The organism is Streptomyces sp. SD31 (assembly GCF_052068475.1).
GTDB lineage: Bacteria > Actinomycetota > Actinomycetes > Streptomycetales > Streptomycetaceae > Streptomyces.
Window position 1 is genome coordinate 1 of sequence record NZ_JBQHCX010000033.1, and the last position, 21,454, is coordinate 21,454.

Annotated in this window: 15 protein-coding genes, 2 tRNA genes and 4 pseudogenes; 8 read left to right on the plus strand and 13 right to left on the minus strand. The window is 68.2% G+C overall.

Annotated elements, in window-relative coordinates:
* Window positions 1–120: 120 nt before the first annotated feature.
* Complete coding sequence (locus tag ACTMVF_RS41815; RefSeq protein WP_441276356.1) at window positions 121–726, minus strand: TetR/AcrR family transcriptional regulator; 606 nt, start codon at window positions 724–726, stop codon at window positions 121–123.
* Between the two features lie 461 nt (window positions 727–1,187).
* A complete protein-coding gene (locus tag ACTMVF_RS41820; protein ID WP_441276337.1) occupies window positions 1,188–2,183 on the minus strand; it encodes a sigma-70 family RNA polymerase sigma factor in 996 nt (331 codons plus the stop codon).
* A gap of 169 nt (window positions 2,184–2,352) precedes the next feature.
* On the opposite strand from ACTMVF_RS41820, the gene ACTMVF_RS41825 reads away from it, so the two are divergent.
* Window positions 2,353–2,883 (plus strand): N-acetyltransferase family protein, encoded by a 531-nt coding sequence (locus tag ACTMVF_RS41825; RefSeq protein WP_441276338.1) that lies wholly within the window; start codon window positions 2,353–2,355, stop codon window positions 2,881–2,883.
* A 76-nt stretch (window positions 2,884–2,959) separates the two neighbouring features.
* Here ACTMVF_RS41825 and ACTMVF_RS41830 read toward each other — a convergent pair whose 3' ends face one another.
* Window positions 2,960–3,745 carry a dioxygenase family protein gene (locus tag ACTMVF_RS41830; protein ID WP_441276339.1) on the minus strand — a complete coding sequence of 262 codons (786 nt, stop codon included), beginning with the start codon at window positions 3,743–3,745 and terminating at the stop codon, window positions 2,960–2,962.
* A gap of 121 nt (window positions 3,746–3,866) precedes the next feature.
* On the opposite strand from ACTMVF_RS41830, the gene ACTMVF_RS41835 reads away from it, so the two are divergent.
* Complete coding sequence (locus ACTMVF_RS41835; protein ID WP_441276340.1) at window positions 3,867–4,403, plus strand: MarR family winged helix-turn-helix transcriptional regulator; 537 nt, start codon at window positions 3,867–3,869, stop codon at window positions 4,401–4,403.
* Window positions 4,404–4,519: 116 nt separating this feature from the next.
* Here the strand turns inward: ACTMVF_RS41835 and ACTMVF_RS41840 are convergent, their stop codons facing one another.
* Entirely contained in the window at window positions 4,520–6,061 is a 1,542-nt protein-coding gene (locus tag ACTMVF_RS41840) for an MFS transporter (protein WP_441276341.1), read from the minus strand.
* Between the two features lie 202 nt (window positions 6,062–6,263).
* Entirely contained in the window at window positions 6,264–6,908 is a 645-nt protein-coding gene (locus ACTMVF_RS41845; protein ID WP_441276342.1) for a TetR/AcrR family transcriptional regulator, read from the minus strand.
* A 274-nt stretch (window positions 6,909–7,182) separates the two neighbouring features.
* On the opposite strand from ACTMVF_RS41845, the gene ACTMVF_RS41850 reads away from it, so the two are divergent.
* Together ACTMVF_RS41850 and ACTMVF_RS41855 are read left to right on the plus strand one after the other, a co-directional pair.
* Window positions 7,183–8,463 carry a M6 family metalloprotease domain-containing protein gene (locus tag ACTMVF_RS41850; protein WP_441276343.1) on the plus strand — a complete coding sequence of 427 codons (1,281 nt, stop codon included), beginning with the start codon at window positions 7,183–7,185 and terminating at the stop codon, window positions 8,461–8,463.
* 192 nt (window positions 8,464–8,655) lie between these two features.
* A complete protein-coding gene (locus ACTMVF_RS41855) occupies window positions 8,656–10,338 on the plus strand; it encodes an IclR family transcriptional regulator domain-containing protein (RefSeq protein ID WP_441276344.1) in 1,683 nt (560 codons plus the stop codon).
* 88 nt (window positions 10,339–10,426) lie between these two features.
* Here the strand turns inward: ACTMVF_RS41855 and ACTMVF_RS41860 are convergent, their stop codons facing one another.
* Window positions 10,427–11,038, minus strand: a complete 612-nt coding sequence (locus ACTMVF_RS41860; RefSeq protein ID WP_441276345.1) for an NADPH-dependent FMN reductase — start codon at window positions 11,036–11,038, stop codon at window positions 10,427–10,429.
* A gap of 219 nt (window positions 11,039–11,257) precedes the next feature.
* Here ACTMVF_RS41860 and ACTMVF_RS41865 point away from each other — a divergent pair.
* A tRNA-Arg gene (locus ACTMVF_RS41865) sits at window positions 11,258–11,333 on the plus strand.
* A 76-nt stretch (window positions 11,334–11,409) separates the two neighbouring features.
* On the opposite strand, the pseudogene ACTMVF_RS41870 reads toward ACTMVF_RS41865, so the two are convergent.
* From ACTMVF_RS41870 to ACTMVF_RS41885, 4 genes and pseudogenes are all read right to left on the minus strand, one after another.
* Window positions 11,410–12,561: pseudogene (locus tag ACTMVF_RS41870) on the minus strand (tyrosine-type recombinase/integrase).
* A pseudogene (locus ACTMVF_RS41875) lies at window positions 12,561–12,739 on the minus strand (helix-turn-helix domain-containing protein). The pseudogenes ACTMVF_RS41870 and ACTMVF_RS41875 overlap by 1 nt, the downstream one beginning before the upstream one ends.
* A pseudogene (locus tag ACTMVF_RS41880) lies at window positions 12,732–14,025 on the minus strand (replication initiator). Before ACTMVF_RS41880 ends, ACTMVF_RS41875 begins: the two co-directional pseudogenes overlap by 8 nt.
* Window positions 14,026–15,080: 1,055 nt before the next feature.
* The gene (locus tag ACTMVF_RS41885; protein ID WP_441276346.1) at window positions 15,081–17,219 is read right to left on the minus strand and encodes a tetratricopeptide repeat protein; all 2,139 of its coding nucleotides are present in this window, start codon (window positions 17,217–17,219) and stop codon (window positions 15,081–15,083) included.
* Window positions 17,220–17,610: 391 nt separating this feature from the next.
* On the opposite strand from ACTMVF_RS41885, the gene ACTMVF_RS41890 reads away from it, so the two are divergent.
* Window positions 17,611–17,874: a hypothetical protein gene (locus ACTMVF_RS41890; RefSeq protein ID WP_441276347.1), complete on the plus strand. Its 264-nt coding sequence runs from the start codon at window positions 17,611–17,613 to the stop codon at window positions 17,872–17,874.
* 490 nt (window positions 17,875–18,364) lie between these two features.
* On the opposite strand, the gene ACTMVF_RS41895 is transcribed toward ACTMVF_RS41890, so the two are convergent.
* Entirely contained in the window at window positions 18,365–18,679 is a 315-nt protein-coding gene (locus ACTMVF_RS41895) for a hypothetical protein (RefSeq protein WP_184561047.1), read from the minus strand.
* Window positions 18,680–19,003: 324 nt separating this feature from the next.
* Here ACTMVF_RS41895 and ACTMVF_RS41900 point away from each other — a divergent pair.
* Window positions 19,004–19,129, plus strand: a tRNA-Gly gene (locus ACTMVF_RS41900).
* A gap of 615 nt (window positions 19,130–19,744) precedes the next feature.
* Here the strand turns inward: ACTMVF_RS41900 and ACTMVF_RS41905 are convergent.
* Both ACTMVF_RS41905 and ACTMVF_RS41910 read right to left on the minus strand, forming a co-directional pair.
* Window positions 19,745–20,158, minus strand: coding sequence for an ATP-binding protein (locus ACTMVF_RS41905; protein ID WP_441276348.1), 414 nt, complete (start codon window positions 20,156–20,158; stop codon window positions 19,745–19,747).
* Between the two features lie 34 nt (window positions 20,159–20,192).
* Window positions 20,193–20,525: a hypothetical protein gene (locus ACTMVF_RS41910; protein ID WP_441276349.1), complete on the minus strand. Its 333-nt coding sequence runs from the start codon at window positions 20,523–20,525 to the stop codon at window positions 20,193–20,195.
* A gap of 549 nt (window positions 20,526–21,074) precedes the next feature.
* On the opposite strand from ACTMVF_RS41910, the pseudogene ACTMVF_RS41915 reads away from it, so the two are divergent.
* Window positions 21,075–21,409: pseudogene (locus ACTMVF_RS41915) on the plus strand (relaxase/mobilization nuclease domain-containing protein); the annotation flags it as partial.
* Window positions 21,410–21,454: the final 45 nt, after the last annotated feature.

Sequence of the window (21,454 nt, forward strand, 5' to 3'; positions counted from 1 at the left end):
GGTGGTGGGCCTTGCGCGAGAGGTGCCGTTTCTTGACACCGGACTCTGCGGGCGGACACCCCCCGGCACGTCCCCTTCCCGCCGTACGCGACTGCGGGCCCGTGGTCCCACTGCACTACTTCACGCCGGGTGTACGGCCATGTCGTCCCACGGGAAGTTCCTCAGCGCCGCCAAATTGCGCATCGCCAGCGCGGCTGGGCCCTGGGGGCCCTGTGCGGGGGCGTCTCCCGCTGCCCAGGTTTCCACGGCCACGCGTACGGAGGCGGCGGCTACGGCGGCGGCGAAGCGGAGGTCGGGGGTGGGGGCGGCAACGTTGTCGTCGCCCTTGTTCGCCCTGTTTGTCAGTACCGCCGCCAGCGTTGTCTCCGCCTCGTGGCATACCTCCGCCCATACCTTGCGCAGGGCGGGGCTCGTGTCGGCCAGGCGGACCAGGGTGCGGATCCACTCCCAGGAGGGGGCGGAGACTCCGGCGCCCGGGGTGAGGGTGTGGTGGGCCGCGTGTTCCAGGGCTTGAGGGACGGGCAGTTCGGGTGGGGCCGTGCGGACTGCCTCTGCCCAGCGGTCGGCGCCGGCCGCGTAGAGCGGGGCCACCGCCTCCTCCTTGGTGGCGAAGTAGCGGTAGAAGGTGCGCGGCGCTATGCCGGCGGCCTGGGCGATGTCCTCGGCTCGGGTGGCCCGTAGGCCCTGCTTCACGAAGAGGGCGGCCGCGGCGCGGGCGATCTCCATGCGGGTCGCTGCCTTGCGTCGCTCCGTGAGGGACGGGGCGTGTGCGGGGGTGGGGCTGCTCACGTTCGGCAGGCTATGCCTGTGTGACACAATCTGCCATTCGGGTGGGTCACCCCGTGGTTCAGGTACGGGGTGACCCACCCGTGCCCGGAGAGAGCCGGGCCCCGGCACCCAGGGGGGATGGGCGCCGAAGCCCGGCTCGGGGAAAGTCCCGGCGCCGGGGGGAGTGCGTCGGGACTTGGTCTGTGGGTGGTCGTGGTGCTCGGCCGGTGGGGCTCCGTGGTCTTTGTCCGGGGGCCCGAGGGCGGTCGCCTCAGGGCCCGAACTCCCGTACCCGGTTGTCTTGTTCCCGGTGGCTCGTGCATTGAAGCGGCGTTACATCGCCATGTTTGCGCGGTCTTTGGCCACCCGGCGTACGCGGCGGCACGGATCGTACGCCCCCGCCCCGTCGGCCGGAGAGGCTATGCGGCCGCGTCGAAGCCGGTGCTGCGGGCCAGCTTCTTCAACTCCAGCAGGGCGTGCTTCTCGATCTGGCGGATGCGCTCGCGCGTCAGGCCGTGCTCCTTGCCCACCTCGGTCAGGGTGCGCTCGCGGCCGTCCTCGATGCCGTACCGCATCTTGATGATGGACGCCGTGCGCTGGTCGAGGCGGCCGATCAGGTCGTCCAGTTCCTCGCTGCGCAGGAGGGTGAGGACCGACTGCTCGGGGGAGACCGCGGAGGTGTCCTCCAGGAGGTCGCCGAACTGGGTCTCGCCCTCGTCGTCGACCGCCATGTTCAGCGAGACGGGGTCGCGGGCCCAGTCCAGGACGTCGATCACACGGTCCGGGTTCGAGCCGAGCTCGGCGGCGATCTCCGCGGGCTCCGGGTCACGGCCGTGCTCGCGGTTGAACTCGCGCTGGACGCGGCGGATGCGGCCCAGCTCCTCCACCAGGTGGACGGGGAGGCGGATGGTGCGGGACTGGTCGGCTATCGAGCGCGTGATGGCCTGGCGGATCCACCAGGTCGCGTACGTCGAGAACTTGAAGCCCTTGCGGTAGTCGAACTTCTCCACCGCGCGCACCAGGCCGGCGTTGCCCTCCTGGATCAGGTCGAGGAGGGGCAGGCCGCTGCGCGGGTAGCGGCGGGCCACCGCGACGACCAGGCGGAGGTTGGAGCGGATGAAGATGTCCTTGGCCCGCTCGCCCTCGGCCACCAGGGACTCGAGTTCTTCACGGGTGGCGTCCGCCCTGGCCTCCTCGTACCCGTCGAGGACCTGCCTTGCGAACACACCCGCCTCGATGATCTGCGACAGCTCGACCTCTTTTGCAGCGTCGAGCAGCGGCGTGCGTGCGATCTCGTCGAGGTACATGCCGACCAGGTCGCGGTCCGCGATCTCGCCGCCATGGGCGCGAACACTGCTTGCCGCGTCGGTCCCGCCAGTGGCGGACTGACGACGGGCGACGGCACGGGTTGCCATGCGTGCTCCCTTGCGATGTGGGCTGGCGGGTGGTTCTTGAACGCTTGGGACTCTTCTCGAGTGCCCGCCGTTCGATGGAAACAACGACTGGAATCAGGACAGAATTCCCAACCCGCCCTCATATTTTTCTGATCTTGCAGTACCCTGTCCGGCCACACGAGGAGGCACGATGCCGCCGGAACGTACAGAGGTGCAGGTCAGGCCGGGAGTCGAGAGTGACCTCGAAGCCCTCACCGGTATCTACAACCACTATGTACGTGAGACGCCCATCACATTCGATACTGCGGTTTTCACGCCGGAAGAGCGCCGCCCTTGGCTGCTCTCCCACCCTGAAGACGGCCCGCACCGGCTGATGGTTGCCGAGGAGGGCGGGCTCGGGGACGACTCACAGCGGATTCTTGGCTACGCCACATCCAGCGCCTTCCGGGCGAAGCCCGCCTACGAGACCTCCGTCGAGGTCACGATCTACCTCGCTCCGGACGTCGGCCGGCGTGGCGTCGGCACCCTCCTCTACAAGGCCCTCTTCGAAGCGCTGGCAGACGAGGACCTGCACCGCGCCTACGCCGGGATCGCCCTGCCGAACGAGGCGTCCACGCGTCTGCACGAGCGGTTCGGCTTCCGGCACGTCGGCACATACCGCGAGGTGGGCCGCAAGTTCGGCCGGTACTGGGACGTCGCCTGGTACGAGAAGGAGCTCTGAGCCCCGGCGGCAGGGAGGTTCCCGCCGACGGGGAGGTTCCCGCCGACGGGGAGACCTTCAGCCGACGGGGAGACCTTCAGCCGAACTGCACCGACCGCTTCGCCAACCCCATCCAGAACCCGTCGATCACCGACTTCTGCGCCGCCGGCTCACCGGCCGCGTCCGCCGCGCCCATCGTCACGAACAGCGGGGCGAAGTGCTCGGTGCGCGGGTGGGCGTAGCGGCCGGCCGGCGACTTGTGGAGGAAGTCCAGCAGGGCGTCCCAGTCGCCGCCCTCCAGTGCCCGGCGGCCCCAGTCGTCGAACTCCACGGACCAGGCGGGGATGCCGCTCTGCCGCAGGGCGGCGAGGTTGTGGGTGAAGAAGCCGGAGCCGACGATCAGTACGCCCTCGTCGCGCAGCGGCGCCAGCTTGCGGCCGATCTCCATGAGCCTCACCGGATCGAGGGTCGGCATGGAGACCTGCAGGACGGGGATGTCCGCCTCGGGGTACATCTCGACGAGCGGAACGTAGGCGCCGTGGTCGAGGCCGCGGTCGGGGATGTCCTGCACGGGCGTGCCGGGGGCGCGCAGCAGTTTCCGTACGGACTCGGCGAGTTCGGGCGCGCCGGGGGCCGCGTACGTCACCTTGTAGTAGTGCTCGGGAAATCCCCAGAAGTCGTAGACGAGAGGAACGGTCTCGGTGGCACCGATGGCGAGCGGGGCCTCCTCCCAGTGGGCGGAGACCATGAGGATCGCCTTGGGGCGCGGCAGCCCGGCGGACCAGGCGGCGAGCTCGCCGGGCCAGATCGGGTCGTCCGCGAGGGGCGGGGCGCCGTGGCTGAGATAGAGAGCGGGCATGCGCTCCTGCGTGGCGGCGGACATGGCGGCGACTCCCTTCGTAGACCTGAAGCGTTATTTGCTTCAAATCTAAAGCTTCCCTGCTCACAAGACGGTACGCCGCAGTAGTTAAAACTTCAAGGAGAGCTCTCGTACAGTGGAGTACATGAATACGGCATCAACCTCCGCACCACCCTCGCCCGCATCCGCATCCGCGGCGGAACCGCGCTGGCTCACCGACGACGAGCAGCGTGTCTGGCGCTCCTACATCGACGCGACCACCCTGCTCGAGGACCATCTGGACCGCCAGCTCCAGCGGGACGCGGGGATGCCGCACGTCTACTACGGCCTGCTGGTCAAGCTCGCCGAGTCCCCGCGCCGCCGGCTGCGGATGACCGAGCTGGCGATGTTCGCGAAGATCACCCGTTCCCGTCTCTCACACGCCGTCGCCCGGCTGGAGAAGAACGGCTGGGTCCGGCGCGAGGACTGCCCCGACGACAAGCGGGGCCAGTTCGCGGTCCTGACCGACGCGGGCATGGAGGTGCTGCGGGAGACCGCACCGGGTCATGTGGAGGCCGTGCGCCAGGCGGTGTTCGACCGGCTCACCACCGAACAGCAGAAGGCCCTCGGCGAGATCATGCGGATCGTCGCCGAGGGCCTGCAGCCCAGCGAAGCGGGTGCGGACCTGCCCTGGCTCCGCTGAACCGCTCATTCAGCAGCGAGCCGGGGCAGGTCCTGGGGGTCGTACGTACGGAGCGTCCCCATCCCCGTACGTACGCCTGGTCCCGAAGGGGTACTGCCGTACGGTCGTCGTCGGCCTCAGTGCGCGACGACCGGCACCCGTACCTCGTCCTCCATGCCCTCCTCGGAGGACGCCACCGTCGTACCGTCCGGGCGGCCGGCGTTGACGAAGGTCACGACGATCACCGCGGCGAGCACCAGCATGCCGACGGCGAACCAGATCGCGTTGGTGTAGCCGTGCACCATGCCCTCCAGCTGGACCAGCTGCTGCTGGGAGCGGGAGCTCGCGGAGCCGATGTGGTCGGCGATGTACGACGTGGTCGCCGAGGCGGCGATCGTGTTCAGCAGGGCCGTACCGATCGCGCCGCCCACCTGCTGCGAGGTGTTGACCATCGCGGAGGCGACACCGGCGTCCCGGGGCTCGACGCCCAGGGTGGCCAGGGACATGGCCGGCATGAACGCCGTACCCATGCCGAGACCGAGCAGCAGCATCGCCGGCAGGATGATCGAGGCGTACGACGAGCCGATCTCCAGCTGGGTCATCAGCAGCATGCCGACCGCGGCGACCAGGAAGCCGGGGCCCATCAGCATGCGGGCCGGCAGGCGGGTCATCAGACGGGTGCCGATCTGGGTCGAGCCGACCATCATGCCGACGATCATCGGCATGAAGGCGAAGCCGGTCTTGATCGGCGAGTAGCCCTTCACGATCTGCAGGTAGTACGTCAGGAACAGGAACGTGCCGAACATCGCGATGATCGCGATACCGAGCGAGAGGTAGATCCCGCCGCGGTTGCGGTCGGTGACCACGCGCAGCGGCAGCAGCGGGGCCTTGACCTTGGCCTCGGTGACGACGAAGGCGAGCAGCAGGACCGCGGAGGCGACGAACATGCCCACGGTCACTGAGTCGCCCCAGCCGTCGGACTCGGCGCGGGTGAAGCCGTAGACCAGCGCGACCAGGCCCAGGGTGGACAGCAGGACGCCGGGGATGTCGAGCGGGTTGCGGTTGCGGGCGCCCTCCGGCTCACGGATGACGAAGTACGCGCCGAGGGCCGCGACGATCGCGAACGGGATGTTGACGAAGAACGTCCAGCGCCAGTCCAGGTACTCGGTCAGTACACCGCCGAGGATGAAGCCGACGGCGCCGCCGCCACCGGCGATCGCCCCGTAGATACCGAACGCCTTGGCGCGCTCCTTGGCGTCCGTGAACATCACGGCGAGCAGAGAGAGCGCGGCGGGCGCGAGCAGTGCGCCGAAGACACCCTGCAGCGCGCGGGAGCCGAACATCATCGCCTCGTTGGTGGCCGCGCCGCCCAGCGCGGAGGCCGCGGCGAAGCCGATCAGACCCACCACGAAGGCGTTCTTGCGGCCCCACAGGTCGGCTATCCGGCCGCCGAACAGCAGCAGACCGCCGAAGGCGAGCGCGTAGGCCGTGACGACCCACTGCCGGTTGCCGTCCGAGATGCCCAGGTCCTGCTGGGCGGAGGGCAGGGCGATGTTCACGATGGTCGCGTCGAGGACGACCATGAGCTGGGCCAGCGCGATGAAGACCAGCGCTTTCCAGCGGTTGGGATCCACAGCACCGAGGGTGCTGCCGGGGGCCTTTGCGGCCGTTTCAGACATGGGGGTACCCACTTCGGGACTTCGTGACGGAAAAAGTGAAAGGTAAGGGGACGGCTCGTCGGCTGTGACGGCCGGTGAGATTCGGTGTGGTGACTCTTGCCGGTGTGACTTCTGCCGGGTAGTGACTTCTGCCGGGTAGTGACTGCTGCTGACTAGTGACTGCTGCTGATTAGTGACTGCTGTCGCGCTCTGAACTGTTCGGTCAGGCCTGGCGCAGGTCCTCCATGGTCATCGCCGTGCCCGGCAGGACCGAACGGGCCGGGGCCCGCAGTCCGTCCAGGAACAACTGCAGATGGCGGTGGACGAAGCGGTCGACGCTCTGGCACCCGGTTCCGGCCGGGGGCCGGCTGAGCTGGGCCACGGCGACCATCACGTCACCGACCTCCACGTCGGAGCGGAGTTGGCCGGCCGCCCTGGCGCGCTCCATGACCTCGTTGACGAGCTGCTCGAACCGCTCTCGTGCTGCTTCCAGGTCCGGGTGGTGCTTGTCGAAGGTGCTCTGGACCATCGGGCACAGCGCGCTGATCCGCTCGTCGGCGGCGGCGTGCACGAACCGCTCCAGAGCCTCGAAGGCGTCCCCGGTCTGCGCGAGCGCCAGTTCGACCGCCGCCACCGTACGGTCCATGACGGAGCAGACGACCTCACGGACCAGCGCGTCGCGGTCGGGGAAGTTGCGGTACACCGTGGCGTTGCCGACGCCGGCCCGGCGGGCGATCTCGTCGAGCGGCACATCGGGGCCGAACTCGACGAACATCTCCCGGGCGGCGGTGACGATCCGCTCCCGGTTGCGCAGGGCGTCGGCGCGCGGCCGGGTCGCCTTGCGCGCTACGGGGGTCGCGGTCTGCACGGCGTACTCCTGAGTTCCGGTGGAATGAGTTCCAGTGGGAGGCGATCCGGGGAAGGTGTCCCCGTTTCGCTCGGACACATGGCTAAACGGGGAAGACCTCCCCGGTTATTTCCCGCCTCCCGGAAAAGTTCATGTGACCTGAATCACAAGCGCTCGGTTCCAAGAACCCACGTTCGGTCTCTTCCAGCGCGCGCCCGCGCACCCCTCGACACAGGGTGATCGAGAGGGTGCAGCACGCGGTCGGGCGGGCTGCCGTGGACGGAAGGGCCCGTGCATGCAGCCGAGCCGTCGGATACGCCCCCGTCGTGTGGCCGCCCTCGCCTCCGTGACCGCCCTGACCCTGGCGGTCAGCACCTCGGCAGGTACCGGGCACCTCACGGCGGGCGCCCCGACGGCCACCGGCGCGGGCCCGATCGCGCCAGCCCGCTCCTCCCCCCTCGGGCCCTGCATGATCAGCGGCCGCCCCACGGTCCAGATGTCGGAGGGCATACCGACAGCGCGCGGCTACGCCCGCTCCACCGGCACCGTCCGCGCCCTCACCCTGATGGTCGACTTCCCCGACGCGCCCGGTCCCGGCCGCGCGCTCGACCGTTTCGCGGAGTTCTTCCCGAAGACCCAGGAGTGGTTCCGCACCAGCTCCTACGGCCGCCTCGACTACCACCCCCGGACCCCGATCCGTGACTGGCTGCGCATGCCCAAGTCCTTCCGGGCGTACGGCATAGAGCGCGGCGCGCCCTTCGACCCCGGCTACCGGCAGCTGGTCCAGGACATCGTGGCCGCGGCCGACCCCAAGGTGGACTTCCGGTCGTACGACTTCCTGAACGTGCTGGTGACGCCGAACGCCGGCCCCTCGGCCCTGGACACGGTCCTGTCGGTGTCCTTCGCCGGCAACATGGAGGCCCCGGTCGCCGACGGTGTCTCGGTGGCCAACGCCTCCTTCGTCTACTCCCGCCAGGACGACGGCTCCGGCACCTACCACCGCACCGGTTACCGGGTCCTCCCCCACGAGAACGGCCACGTCTTCGGCCTGCCCGACCTGTACACCGCCGAGGGCGGGGGCGCGGTCGGCCACTGGGACATCATGAGCGAGGACTGGGGGGCCAACAACGACCTGCTCGGCTGGCACAAGTGGAAGCTGGGCTGGCTGGACGCGGCACAGGTGCGGTGCGCGGCCGACGCCGGGACGTCCGAGTACGCCCTGACCCCGCTGGCCCTCGAGGGCGGCCCGAAGCTGGTGTTCGTACCGCTGAACCGCCGCAGCGGCTACGCCGTAGAACTGCGCACCCGCGAGGGCAACGACGAGACCGTGTGCCGCCCCGGCGTCCTGATCTACAAGGTCGACGCGGACGTGGACACCGGGATGGGCCCGGTGAAGGTCCACGACTCCCACGAGGACAGCGGCGGCTGCACGCGCAGCCCGAACGTCCACGCCGAGCTGTCGGACGCGACGTTCGTGCTGGGGGAGGAATTCCGGGATACGAAGCGGGGGGTGCGGATCGCGGTGGTGGGGGCGGATGTGGGGGGTGAGTATCGGGTGCGGGTGTCGCGGGGGTAGGGGTGGAGGGACGGCGGAGGCAGGGGTGGAGGGACGGCGGGGGTAGGGGTGGAGGGACGGCGGGGGTGGGGCATCCGGGCATGCGGGCACACGGCTCGGGGGCGTCGTACGCGCGTGTGGGTCCACGTCGGCGTACGCGCGCGTGGGTCGCATTACGGTGAGAGCCTGCTGCGACCGCTGTACGGAGAGCCGATGCCCGCGAAGACGACCATGGACGCCGCCCCCGCCGTACCGGCGGAGGCGGTGACGCCGTTGATCCGTGGCGTCGCGGTGCTGCGGCAGCTGACGGAGGCCGGCGGGACGCTGAGCGCGAGCGGGCTGGAGCGGGCCACCGGGCTGGCCCGCTCCACGGTGGACCGGATCGCGTCCACGCTCGCGCGCATGGGGTACGTCCGTATCGACGGCCGCGATGTCGTCCTGGCGCCCCGCGTGATGGAACTGGGCAACTCCTACCTGGCCGCCCTGGGCCTGCCGGCCCTCCTCTCCTCCCACGCGGACGCGCTCGCCGACGAGTTGGACGAGTCGGTGTCGCTGGCGGTCGGCGACCGTGACGGCATCCGCTTCATCCACCAGGCGACCCGCCGCCGCGCGATGTCCCTCAGCTTCCGCATCGGCGACCTGCTCCCGGCCGAACGCACCGCGCCGGGCCCGCTGTTCGCGACCCAGTGGACGGACGCGGAGTGGCACGCCTGGCGCGAGCGCCGGGCGGCGGACCCGCAGGACCGTGGCTTCCCCGCCGTACCGCCCCGGGAACACGCCTCGCCCGACGAGGACTTCGAACGCCGGGCGGAGCGGGCACGCAAGGACGGCTGGGCGCTGGACGACCAGTTGATCGAGCCGGGTCTGGTGGCCGTGTCCGTACCGGTACGGGATCCCCGCGCGGGCGGCCGTATCGCCTGCGTGGCGAGCGTGGTCAGCCACACGAGCCGCCACACCGCCGCGAACCTGCGCGACACGCTCCTCCCCCGCCTGCGGGCGGCGGTGACGAAGATGGAGCACGAGCTGCGCGAGGCACCGCAGCCGAAGCCCGGGGCGGCACCGGCGGGTCTGGCGATCTGGACGGGTGCCTCCAAGCAGGAACTGGGCCGGGAGTTCGTCGAGTCGCTGGCGCGCGGGCTGACCGTACTGACCGCCTTCGGCGAGGGCCGGGCGGAGCTGACGCTCACGGACGTGGCCCGCGCGACGGGCCTGGCACGGGCCACGGCACGCAGGGCACTGATCACATACGAGCATCTGGGCCTGGTACGCCAGTCGGGGAACCGCAGCTTCACGCTGACCCCGCGCGTACTGTCGCTGGGCTACCCGCCCCTGTCCCGCACGTCCCTGTCCCAGATCGCGACCCCGCATCTGGCCGAACTCGCCGAACGCGTCCACGAGTCGGCGTCACTGGCGGTGCTGACGCCGTCGGGCGAGGAGATCCAGTACACGGCCCGGGCCGCCACCAGCCGCGTGATGAGCGTCAACATCACCCTCGGCACGCGGCTGCCCGCGTATGCGACGTCCCTGGGCAGGGTGTTGCTGGCGGATGCCCGGCCCCGGGAAGGGCAGTTGGCTGCCGCCCTGACCGAGCTGCACCCGCTGACCCCTCGTACGATCACGGACCCATCGACTCTCGCTACGGTGCTGGAGGACGTCCGCGAGCGCGGATACGCCCTGGTCGACGAGGAGTTGGAGGAGGGCCTGCGATCGGTGGCGGTACCGGTGCGCGACCGGACGGGCCGGGTGGTCGCCGCGGTGAACGTGGCGATGCATGCGGCGCGACGTTCGGTGGAGGAGTGCGTGCGGGAGGTGCTGCCGGAGCTGCTGGAGACGGCGGCGCAGGTGGAGGGGGATCTGCGGGTGGCGGGGCGGTTCGCTCGGGTGGCGGTGTCCTGACCCCTTTGTTTTCGAGATTTGTTTTTGAGGTTTGTGTTTGAAGTTTGTGTTTGCGTTTGAGGTTTGTGTTTGGGTTCGCTTCTGAGATTCAGCCGTCGTACGGCCTGACGGCACGGCCCTCGCGCAAGGTCAGCCCCCACCAGGCGAGCTGGTCCAGCAGTACGGCGGCGGCCTTGGCGGTGCCGTCCTGGTCGTACGGCCGCCCCTCGTCGTCGAACCGCTCCCAGGCCATGTGGAAGCTGACCGTGTCGCGCAGGGTGACGGCGTGCAGCTCGGCGAAGACCTGCCGCAGCTGCTCCACCGCCCGCTGTCCGCCGGCCATACCGCCGTAGGAGACGAAGCCGACCGGCTTGGCCCGCCACTCCCGGTAGACGTAGTCGATGGCCAGCTTCAGCGCCGCGGGGTACCCATGGTTGTACTCGGGCGTGACGACGACGAACCCGTCGAGCCCACCGATGCGCTCGGCCAACGTCGGGGCGTCGTCCTGGGTGGCCGACCGCTCCAGGGTCAGCTTGAGTTCATCGGCGAGGGCAGGTTCGGACAGGTCGATGACATGCGTCTCCATGTCGTCACGCCGCCCGACCTCGGAGACGAACCAACGGGAGACCTTGTCGGCGAAACGGCCGGGGCGGACGCTGCCGATGAGGACGCCGATCTTGAGTGGGGGGTGGGGGGTGAGGGTGCGCGGGGACTGGGACATGGGGGTGCCTCGATTCCGGGTGGTCGGGAGAGTCCGCAATTCGGCCCTGGGTGGGCCCGCGCAAGCAACGTAAAATCTCAAGTTCGCTTGAGGTCAAGCGCGCCTCGGGGCAGATCGAAGAAGATCGACGAAGATCGACGAGGCACACCGCCGATCACCGCCAACCGGGGCGAACCCCGAGGGACGGATCCGCTACGCTGTCAGGGCACCTTCTGCCTTGCCTTCGTAGCTCAGGGGATAGAGCACCGCTCTCCTAAAGCGGGTGTCGCAGGTTCGAATCCTGCCGGGGGCACCAGCTCAAAGGGGCCTCACCTACCAAATTTGGTAGGTGAGGCCCCTTTGACATCTACAGCTGACATCAACGACGGCGGTCACTGACGACCGGGGCGCCTCCTGAGCAGCCGGTCCATGTGGCTCATGGCTTCGCGCTGCGTCTCCTGGACGACGTGGGTGTAGACGTCCATGGTGATGCTGATCTGGCTGTGTCCGAGGATCTCCATCACGACTCGGGGCGCGACTCCGGCCGCCGTGAGGAGGGTGGCCGTGCCGTGCCGGGCATCGTGCAGCCGGATGACGCGGAGGCTAGCGGACTGGGCGACGCGTGTGAATGAGCGGTAGACGTTGCGAGGCTCGACCGGACGGCCGGTCCGGGTGGTGAAGACGTAGGCCGACTCCTGCCACCTCTCCCCCGCCTTGGCTCGGGCAGCGGCCTGCCGCATCCGGTGCCAGCGGAGGGGCGCGAGGCAGAGGGCGGGCAGCGGGACGGCACGGCGACGGCGGCTCTTCGGATCGTCGTCGTAGAGGACGCCACGGCGGCGCTGGGTCTGCTGGCGGACGTAGAGGACGCGATTGTCGAGGTCGAGGTCAGACCAGCGGAGACCGACGATCTCTCCCCGCCGCAGGCCCATGGCGATGGCGAGCACGAAGGCCGCGTAGAGAGGGTCCTTGCGGGAGGCCGCGAGGAAGTCGAGCGTCTCGTCGAGGGTCCAGGGCTTCAGCTCTCGGTTGTCGGTGCGTGGCGGCTCGACGAGCTTGGCGACGTTGCGCGTGATCAGTTCCTCGCGGCAGGCGGAGGACAGCGCCGAGCGTAGAACTCGGTGCGATTCCTTGGCCGTTGCCGCAGTCGTCTCCTTCTCCAGGCGGACGAGGAAGCGGCGCACTTCAGCGACACCGAGGGATTCGAGTCGCTTGGCCCCGAGCAGGGGCACCAGGTAGAGGCGGACGTGCGTCTCGTACTTGTCGTACGTGCTGAGCTTCCGTCGCGGCTTGATGACGTTGTCCAGCCAGTACGGCAGCCACTCGGAAAGCTTGGCCGAACGAGTGGGCACGGGTACGCCCTGGTCGACCTTGGCGAGTAGTTCCCGGCGCTTGGTGTCGCACTCCTGCTAGGTCTTGCCGTAGGCGAACCTGCGGGCACGGGTGCCGTCCGGTTGGAGCACGTAGACCGCGCACTGAAAGCGACCGTCCTTGCGCTTGGTGATCGTGCCCGCGCCGTTCGGGTTGCGCTTGCGTTGGCCGGCCATCAGGCTGCCGCCTCCATTTCGTTGGTGATGTAGTCGCTGAGGGCCCGCGCGGGGATACGGCGGCACCGGCCGATGGTGATCGAGGGGAGCCGACGGGAGCGGATCAGGTCGTAGACCGTCGACCGAGCTTGAGTCGCGCCATGACGTCAGTCACGGTCAGCAGCTCGTCGTCACGCATGCGTCGGTTCTCCTTCTGTTCCGAGGGCGGGTTCGAGGGACGCGGCAAGCCAGGCTTCGGCGGAGGAAAGGCCCGTTCCGGCGAAGACCCAGTGCGCGAGAACGAGGGTCGTGTCCGGGTCTGTCTCGGCGCTTGCTGCGGCTTGGGCGCGGCGCCATTCGGCGCGTGCGTCGCGGAGAGCCCCGAGGGTGGTCGAGTAGCGGCGGGACTTGGTGGAGAAATGACCGCGGAAGCCGAGCATGTGAGCCCAGGCCCGCAGGCGAAGGTGTTCGAGGTCCTTGCGTGCGCCGAGGGTCCAAGCAGTCCGGATCAGGCGGCGAGCGTGGTCGCTGATGTCGAGCTGGGCGAGTTCGGCGAGGAAACTTGAGTGGGCGATCGAGAGCTCCCGTGGCGGTCTCGGCACCCTTGGTGGCGTACTTCGCGATGTACGCGGCGACGGCCCGTTCGGTGAGCTCCTGGCCGCCGTCGAAGTCGGCGCTGTGGATGGTGCGTACGTCGAGTTGGCGGCCGAAGGTGAAGGTGTGCGGCCGACCGTCGATGACTGGGCCGTCCACGCGTACGTGGGCAGCGGCGGTGCTGATGGCATCGGTGAGCAGCTCGGCGGTGGCCCAAGCGGGAGGTGGAGTCTCGCCGCCCTCCGGGCCGTCGATGCGGATGACGGCGTGGAAGTGGACGGCGCCGCGCTTCTGGTACTCGGCGACCTTGGCGAAGGACACCCGGGCGTGCTGGCGGAAGGCGCGTTGTGTGAGGCCGGCGCGCTTGGCGACCTCACGGCGCAGGTACGTCGAGAAACGGCGCCAGAGCGAACCGGCGTGGGCGTTCCAGAGGACCGCGGCTTCGTAGTCGTAGGTGTCGGGGTCGAGCGGGGTGCCGAGTGCGTCGTCGTCCTGGTCGTGGAGGGTGCCGCAGCGGCATCGGCGGACTGAACCGGCCGGGCCGGTGGGGCGGTTGTGGACCGGGCCGAAGCTCGGTGCGGTGAAGGTGGCGAAGACGCGGGGGTGGGCGGCGACGCGTTCGGGAGTGCCCTTGCCGCCACGCAGGCCAGAGGTGATCAGGTGGAAGGTGTCGCGGCGGTAGACCTCGGCGCAGGCCGCGCAACGGGTCGTTCGGCGGTTGTTGCAGCGGACGAGGAGGTGGCCAGCGGGGAGGGTCGAGGAGTCGAGGCGGTGGAGGACGTTGCCGATCTCGCCGGTGCGGGTGTTCACGTCGTACTCGGTGCGGTGGCCGTCGAGGCGGATCGGGTGCGTGCAGCCGCCGAGGCTGGAGAGCTGGCGGGGCGCTGACAGATGAAGACGATGAAGGCACGTCGTACTGCCTGGCAGACCGCCCCAACGCTCCGCAGCTTGCGGGCGACTACTGGCAGCAGGTTGAACCACAACCGCACCAGATCGGGCGGGAAACAGAGGGGAACCACGGGTAAGGCAGCTGCTCCTGACGACGCCCGTACCTCGACCGGCCCAGCAGGTCAGCGCAAGGATGGACAGCAGATGATCGCAGCTTCCCAAGCTGCGGGCCTGGGCACCCGTGAGGCCGACGTGCCCTGTCGGCCTCGGCCCGCCTGCGACTGCCAGCCGTGGCGCACCTGGACGTTCATTGCAGAAGCGGCGCGGTGTGTCCCACAGAAAAGCGGCCGCGGCCAGCACGGGCTGTGCCCGTACAGAAGCAACACGGCATATCGAATCTCAGCAACTCGCCGCGGGCCTCGCGGGGAACTCTGCGCAGGCACCGCTCACATGCGACGCCCTGGGGAGGGGTCTGCTCACGCTTGATCGCTGCTGACGACGGCAAGGTGGCCTCTGGGCCGCACATGCAGAAGGCGAGCCGGCCACGATCCACCCAGTGAACGCGCTTGGTCCGCAGTTTCTCCAACTCGACTCCGGCCCGACAGTTGCAGCGCTCGGCGTAGGGCGTGCGCCACCACTCGTTCTCAGGGACTGGCACTGGGTTCGGGCAGTGGGGAAGAGCCAGCTTTTGGGGTGGAGACACACCGGCATGGTAAGTCCCCTGCCTCTCGGCGGGTACGAGCGCGACAGCCGCGACAAGCAATCGACGTCTGCCTCAGAGCCTTGCGGCACAGCAGCGGAGGACAGCAACCACCGCAACCGCAGCCGACCGTCAGAAGCCGTCGAGGGCCCACAGACCAGCCCACCGGCCTGAGTGACTGCCTCAGGACGAAGAGGTCGTGCCACAGCCGTGCCAGATCGTGCGGGGAACCAGGGGGAATGACGGGGAACAAGTCGCCGACCGGTCAGGTCCGGTAGCCGCTCCGGCGCAGGTCAGTCGGGCAAGCGCTCATGGATAACCCAAGCTTCCCAAGCTGAGAGCGCGAATTCGATTCTCGTCACCCGCTACTGGTCGGAGGTGGGTGGTGTGGGGGAGGCAGGACGGTGGCTCGCTCACGGGCTTGGATGGCTTCTGGTTCGGCGTCGGCTTGTTGGTAGGCGTCGGCAGCCGCGAGCCAGTGGTAGCGAGCTTTGTCGAGGTGGCCGGCGTTCTCGTGGGCGTGAGCGAGGTGTCGGTGTGTGGTGCCAATGGCATGCCAGTCCTCGAACTCGTGCTGGATGGTGAGGGCTTTGGTGTAGGCGTCGACGGCTTCAGCGGTGCTGCCGGTGGCCTGTAGTGCGATGCCGGTGTTGCGCCAGGCCTTGGCTTCGCGGTCACGGTTGCCAGCTGTCCGGAACAGTTTCCGTGCCTGGATGTGGGCGTCGATGGCGTCGTGGGGGCGGCCAAGGTCCATCAGAGCGAATCCGGTGTTGTTGAACACGTATGCCTGCCCATTGCTGTCACTGAGGGCCCGAAACAGCTCACCTGCCCGTTCCAGGACAGGGAGGGCCTCACTGGGGCGTCCGGCAACACGCAGTGCGGAGCCGAGGAAGTTCCAGGCGAAGGCCTCTCCAGTCCGGTCGCCGACTGCTGCCAGCAGGTCGCGGGCACGGGTGAGAGCATCGATGGCTTCGACCGGCCGGTCCGCCGAGCGCAGGGCCAGGCCGAGGTAGTTGCAGGCTTGGGCTTCGGCCGCGTGGTCGCCGATAAGGCGGGCCGTGTCCTGTGTGTGGCGGCTGACGGTGACGAAGTCGTCGTAGTAGCGGCGGAAATACAGGTAGGTGCCCAGCAGCAGGCCGAGCCGGACCAAGAGGGTGCCGTGGCGTGCCTGCGCTGTGCCGTGCATCGTGGCCAGCAGATTGGCCCGCTCGGTGTCGAGCCAGGCGATGGCTTGCGCTCGGCTGCTGAACACCTGTTGAGGCACAGGCGTGTCAGTCCACCAGCGGACCAGGTCGACGGCGGCGGCCGTGCGGTGAAGATAGTGCTCCAGCACTCGCTCCCGGGCGGCCGCGGACTCTTCGGCCAGGACGTCGTTGCTCTCGGCAACCCGGGCCGCGTACTCCCTCACGAGATCGTGCATGCGCCACCGGTGCCGGCTGCTGCCTCGCTGTATGAGATGGGCGCGCTCAAGCGCAGCAAGGTCTGCGCGCGGCGAGTTGGCTTCGCCCAGCAGCGCGGTGATGGCCTCGAGGCCGGTCTCCGGCCCCGGAGCGAGCGCCAACAGCCGCAGTAGCCTGGCCTGCTGGGCCGGAAGAGCGCGATAGGAAAGCTCGAAGGTGGCCCGCACACTGCGCTCCCCGTCATCCAGTTGGTCCAGAAGGCTGCGCGATGCTGTCAGGTCACGGCCGAATTCCCTCAGGGACATACTGTGGTCCGCGATCAGCAGGGCCGCGGCGATCTGCAGGGCAAGTGGCAGGCAGCCGCACAGCGCGGCCAGAGCCGATGCCTGCGAAGCATGGCCCGCCACCCGCGCATCGGCGGGATCTGCCGCATGCAGCGCGCGGTCGAGTAGTTCACAGGCGCCCTGCGTCGACAGTTCGTCCAAGGCGAGCAGTCGAGCGCCCAGGGTGGGGAATTTGTGTCGTGATGTGGTCAGCATGCGGTGGCGAGAGTCACCGGGCAGCAGCGGTCGCACCTGGCTGACCGACGAGGCGTTGTCTGCCACCACCAGTACTGGTCCGCTCTCCCGCGCGCGACGGGCGAGCGCCGCGCGGTAGAACGCGGAACGTTCCTCGGCTTGTACCGGGATGTGCTCCGGCCGGGTGCCCAGCGCCCGCAGCAGCAACTGCAACGCCACATCGGCGCTGATTGGCGAGTCGTCGTAGCCGTGCAGATCGACAAAGAGCGTGCCGCCGGGAAACCACCCCCGAGCCCGGGCCTCATGGGCGGCCTCCACCGCGAGGGCTGTCTTGCCAATGCCACCCAGCCCCGACACCGCGGCGACCAGCACGGCCTGAGGCCCCGGCTGCGCTGGATCCAAAGCCTCCAGTAGCTTGCGCAGTTCGTCATCGCGGCCGGTGAAGCCAACGGTCCTGGCAGGCAGTGAATCGAGAGCAGTGGGCGGGGGCACATACGGCTGATAGTCGGCCCTGCCGATCACCGGTCCTGTGAACTGCCCGCCTCTGAAGTCAAAATGGTCGTCGTATTCGACACTCATGACACCCCCCGCATCCCCCGGCTGCCTCCACGGTACGCCGACGCATGTCAATGCCTGAATGAGATCTAGGGCCGCGCGCAGCATCTCTCGCCACCTTGCGGGTCTCCAGGGTGACCACATCTGCGATGTGGACGTCAACGGCCAGGGCCGAGCGGATTCCGAAGACGACGACCCTGTGTTCCGGGCACGGAACAGCAGCAGGCCATTGCGGTACAGCACCCGAGCACAGCAGCCTCTATGACCACAGCCGACCGTCAGCAGCCCTCAATGGCTTGCTGACCAGGCCAGAGGCCCCCAACAGCCTTCCCGCCGATAGTCTGGGACGAAGAGGTCGTGCACGGTGCTGCGTGTAGCGACATCGCCAAGGGTGTCTTCGTGGCCGTGGAGAGTGGTGTCGCTGACCGTGACGGGCGACTGGTTCAGCAACTGCGAGGACATCAGCATGGCCTACCACCAGTTCACCGATCCCGACGACGTCCTTCCGTCGGGGATCGTCCCGCTGATGGAGCGGCTGCGCCATGTGGACGCTGATCGACTTCCGAACGGCCGTCGGCCAGATGTGGGACTGGGATCCCAACCTGTGCTGTATCCGGCATGCACCTGCACCGATCGGACAATCGCTTGCGTAGTGGCTCACCGACTGGTTGCGCGGTGAGGCGCACGAGGGTCCCTACCTCCGTCGCGTACAGGCCGACGCCGACTCTCACAGCCCTTGAGCCCGGAGGGCGGTTCCCGTCTCACATTCCGTCTCATTCATCGGCGTTCACGGCCGTTCAGGCAAGACCTCGAACCCGGTGACACACGGAGCCGGGCCATCTGTGAACGCAGATGAACGCCCCTGGACCCGGCGCAAGACCCCACCAACACAGTTGGAAAGCGTGTTGGTGGGGCACCGTAGCGACTGGTCCTGTTTCAGCTGCTCGTCGGCGGGCCCCGACGCTCTGGCCCCACGCCACGCCAATCGATCCACGGCGCTTCCACGACCTGCGCCGGGTCGATCTCCAGCCCAGCGCGGCCTGAGAAGCACGCGGCCCTGAAGAGGGCGAAGGAGGGACCGGCTGTGTTCGTCTGCGCTGATGGCGGCAGGCCATTGCGCATCTCGGCGCCCGCATCGAAGCACCGGCCGCGTGCCTGAGCGGGTGGGTTCAGAAGATCGGCGTCTGCGCTTCGATATCGGTGAGTCCTTCCTCCATGGTCAGCGACGGCAGCACGCGGACGCGGTTCCATTGGGGGAGGCGAGACTCCGTCAGCAAGCGGTCGACGTTCTCGACCTTGTCGGACTGTACGACCACGACAATCGTGTGTTCACGGTTGACGAAGGGGCCGGCCACGATCTCGACGCCTGCCTTCTGGGCGAGGTTCGGGATGTCAGGGGCGGTCTGCAGCATCAGGTCGCGCGTTGTCGCGTTAGAGGTCGGACAGACTTCCGGGGTGTGGGTCGCGATCAGGACGAAATGCATCTCAAGGTTCCCTTCCACTTGAGGGCCCTTGATCTCAGCCTAAGCCGCCCCGAGGTGCTCCGCGACCGGCGATCCAGGCTCCGGCAGGCGGAGGGAGGGTTCACGCCCAGAGGTTCCGTATCGCAGATCGGTGGCCCGACGAGACGGTAGGAGTCGCTCAGGCGTGCTTCCTCGACAACGCCGTCGCCGCACGCCTCGGTGTCAAGGGCAACCCGTGGATCGATCGCGTCTGGGCTGACGTCATCGAGGCAGCGCCCGACCTCGAGCGCTGAAGTCCGCCGCACCACAAGCGCACCAGATAAGGCGGAGAACAGCGGGGAATCACGGTGAAAGCGGGCTCGAACGGCGAGACCACTATGTCTTCGTTCGTCCAGGTCAGCACTCGGGCCGCCCTCAAATGATCGCAGCTTCCCAAGCTGAGAGCGCGAGTTCGATTCTCGTCACCTGCCAGAAGGGGGATCGTCGGGGTCGATCCGCTGTTGATTCATCTGGGCGAGACGCACGCACTTCGGTGCCTCGACTTCATACGCCACTGGCTCCGCCTGAGAACTGGTCGAGGCACCCAGCATTTGGAGCGGAAGGGGCAACAGGATCAGCGTGCTTCCTGGCCGTCAGAGGGCAGCCATCGGACACTGCCGCAAGGAAGCCGTCTGCCGGGCACGCCAGGAGGAGGAATGGGCTCCGTTATCGTCGGTGTCATCGGAACCCTGTTGGGGGTCGCGATCACCAGCGTCTATCAGCTGGTACACGCAACGCGCAGTCGTAACTGGCAACGCGAAGACTCACACCGGGATGTAAAACGCGGCGTCTATACCGAGTATCTCAGGTCAATCACTGCGAGCTATGTTCAAGCCAAGTTACACAAGAGAGATCGCTCCGAGGACGCCAGGCTCCTCGCAGCTACAGCTGAGATCGAGATCCTTTCAGGAAGCGAGGTCTCTCGCCAGGCTCGGGACCTGACGGACGCCGTCCTACATCTACACGACCGCATCGCCAGGCGCGCTTGCGTAGCCAAGACTGAGGAGCGAGCCATGAATGATCGTCGCCTCGCCTTGGTCGATCTATTCAAGACAGATCTCGGGATTGGCAACGCACATGGGCCGGCCAAGCGTCCGCGACCACATTGGAGACCACCGTTCCGCCGAAACGACTAGGTCCGGAGTGCCACGACTCGGCGATCGAGGCAACCAGCAGTAGTCCGCGCCCATGTGCGTCATTGGCGTCCGGGCGCGGAAGCCGCTCGTTCGCCGGGAAGCCTGGATTGTGGGCTTCGAAGCGGAGCGAGGTCTTCTCTCGGAACCACTCCACCCGCACGACCCGTGGCTCGTCCACTGGCCCGTAGCGGAAGGCGTTGGTCACCAACTCCGAGATCATCAGCGCGCAGTCCTCGACCGAGCAGGCCGGGTAGTACGGAGCGATGAACTCCCGGAACCAGCGTCGCGCCCGGGGTACGGACTCCAGGGCCGGATGCAAGGTCACTGCTCCGAGCCGCGGCGATGGCCTCCAGGCACCATCAGCGAGTCGCTACCCAGGTATAGACAGCGCCGCCGAGGGACACGAGTACCCCCAGGCACACCAGCACCCTTGAAACAGGATGCATCCAGGGGAGTCTGGGCAGCTGGTGATGAGCTTGTTCGCGTTCGATCAGGCGCAGTGAGGCGATGTCGAGAGTCGTGGCCAGGTGCCCTTGAATCTGCTTGATCGCATCTTCAGCCAAGAGCGCCGAGGCTTGAAGTCTCATGCTCTCCGCATACGCCGCAACGAGGATGACGCCCGTCAGCAGGCTGATCACTCCCGCTGCGCCACGCATGTCTGCATTCAAGGCTGCCGCATAGGCCGTAGCCATGACCGCAAGGCAGACCAACAGGGCGTTGAGTACCTGGTAGGCCCGCCCCCTTCGGTTGACGGAGACGACGTACTGCCATCCAGCGCGGAGCTGTGGCCGCACTCCGTTGGGGTGCGCCGCATGACCAGCAACGCCCCGGGTTGCCCCGAGTGCGAACAGCCGATGGGGTCTGGTGGTCTCGTGCTCTCCCGGCGGAACGACGATGGTCGGCTGGCTTGCCGCGCGCTGTGGAGGTGTGCCTGTCGGCATGTCTGGTGGAACTGGGCCGACGGGCCGGATGAGCAGCTGGAGGCCTGTCCGGTGGCAGAGCTGTTTCAATGACATCCAACGCTGACATCAACGGCTACGGACGGCCGCAGTTGCCAACAGCCGGTCGTAGCCTCAGAGCACGGAGGAAGGCCCGACCGCGCACGGATGGATCGAACTCCTAAAGCGGGTGTCGCAGGTTCGAATCCTGCCGGGGGCACAGCTTGCACAGCAGGTCAGAGGATTGGCGGCCCCTCGTTCTATTCGAACGGGGGGCCTCTTTCATGATCGAAGTCCACATGGATGCCAGAGCCCGTACGGCTGCGCAACGGCGAATTCGGCAAGAAGATAACCGACCATGTCTGGCACCGCCCTGTGCGCGCCGCCCTCGAGGACCGCTACCTCTCCGACGCCGAGTGGGGCGAGATCGCCCAGCGCATCGTTCGGGCAGCCGGCATCGCGCCAGCCGGTGACGACCCGGCCTGCCGCTGGATCGCCGTACGCCACGCCGACGACCACATCCACATCCTCGCCACCACCGTCCGCGAAGACGGCCGCCGTCCCAAGCTCCACGACAGCGGCATCCGCGTCGGCACGCCTGCCGCGAGATCGAGAAGGACTACGGGCTGCGCCAGCTTTAATCCATTGGGTTGTGGGTTCGAGTGCCACAGGGCCTACCGCGT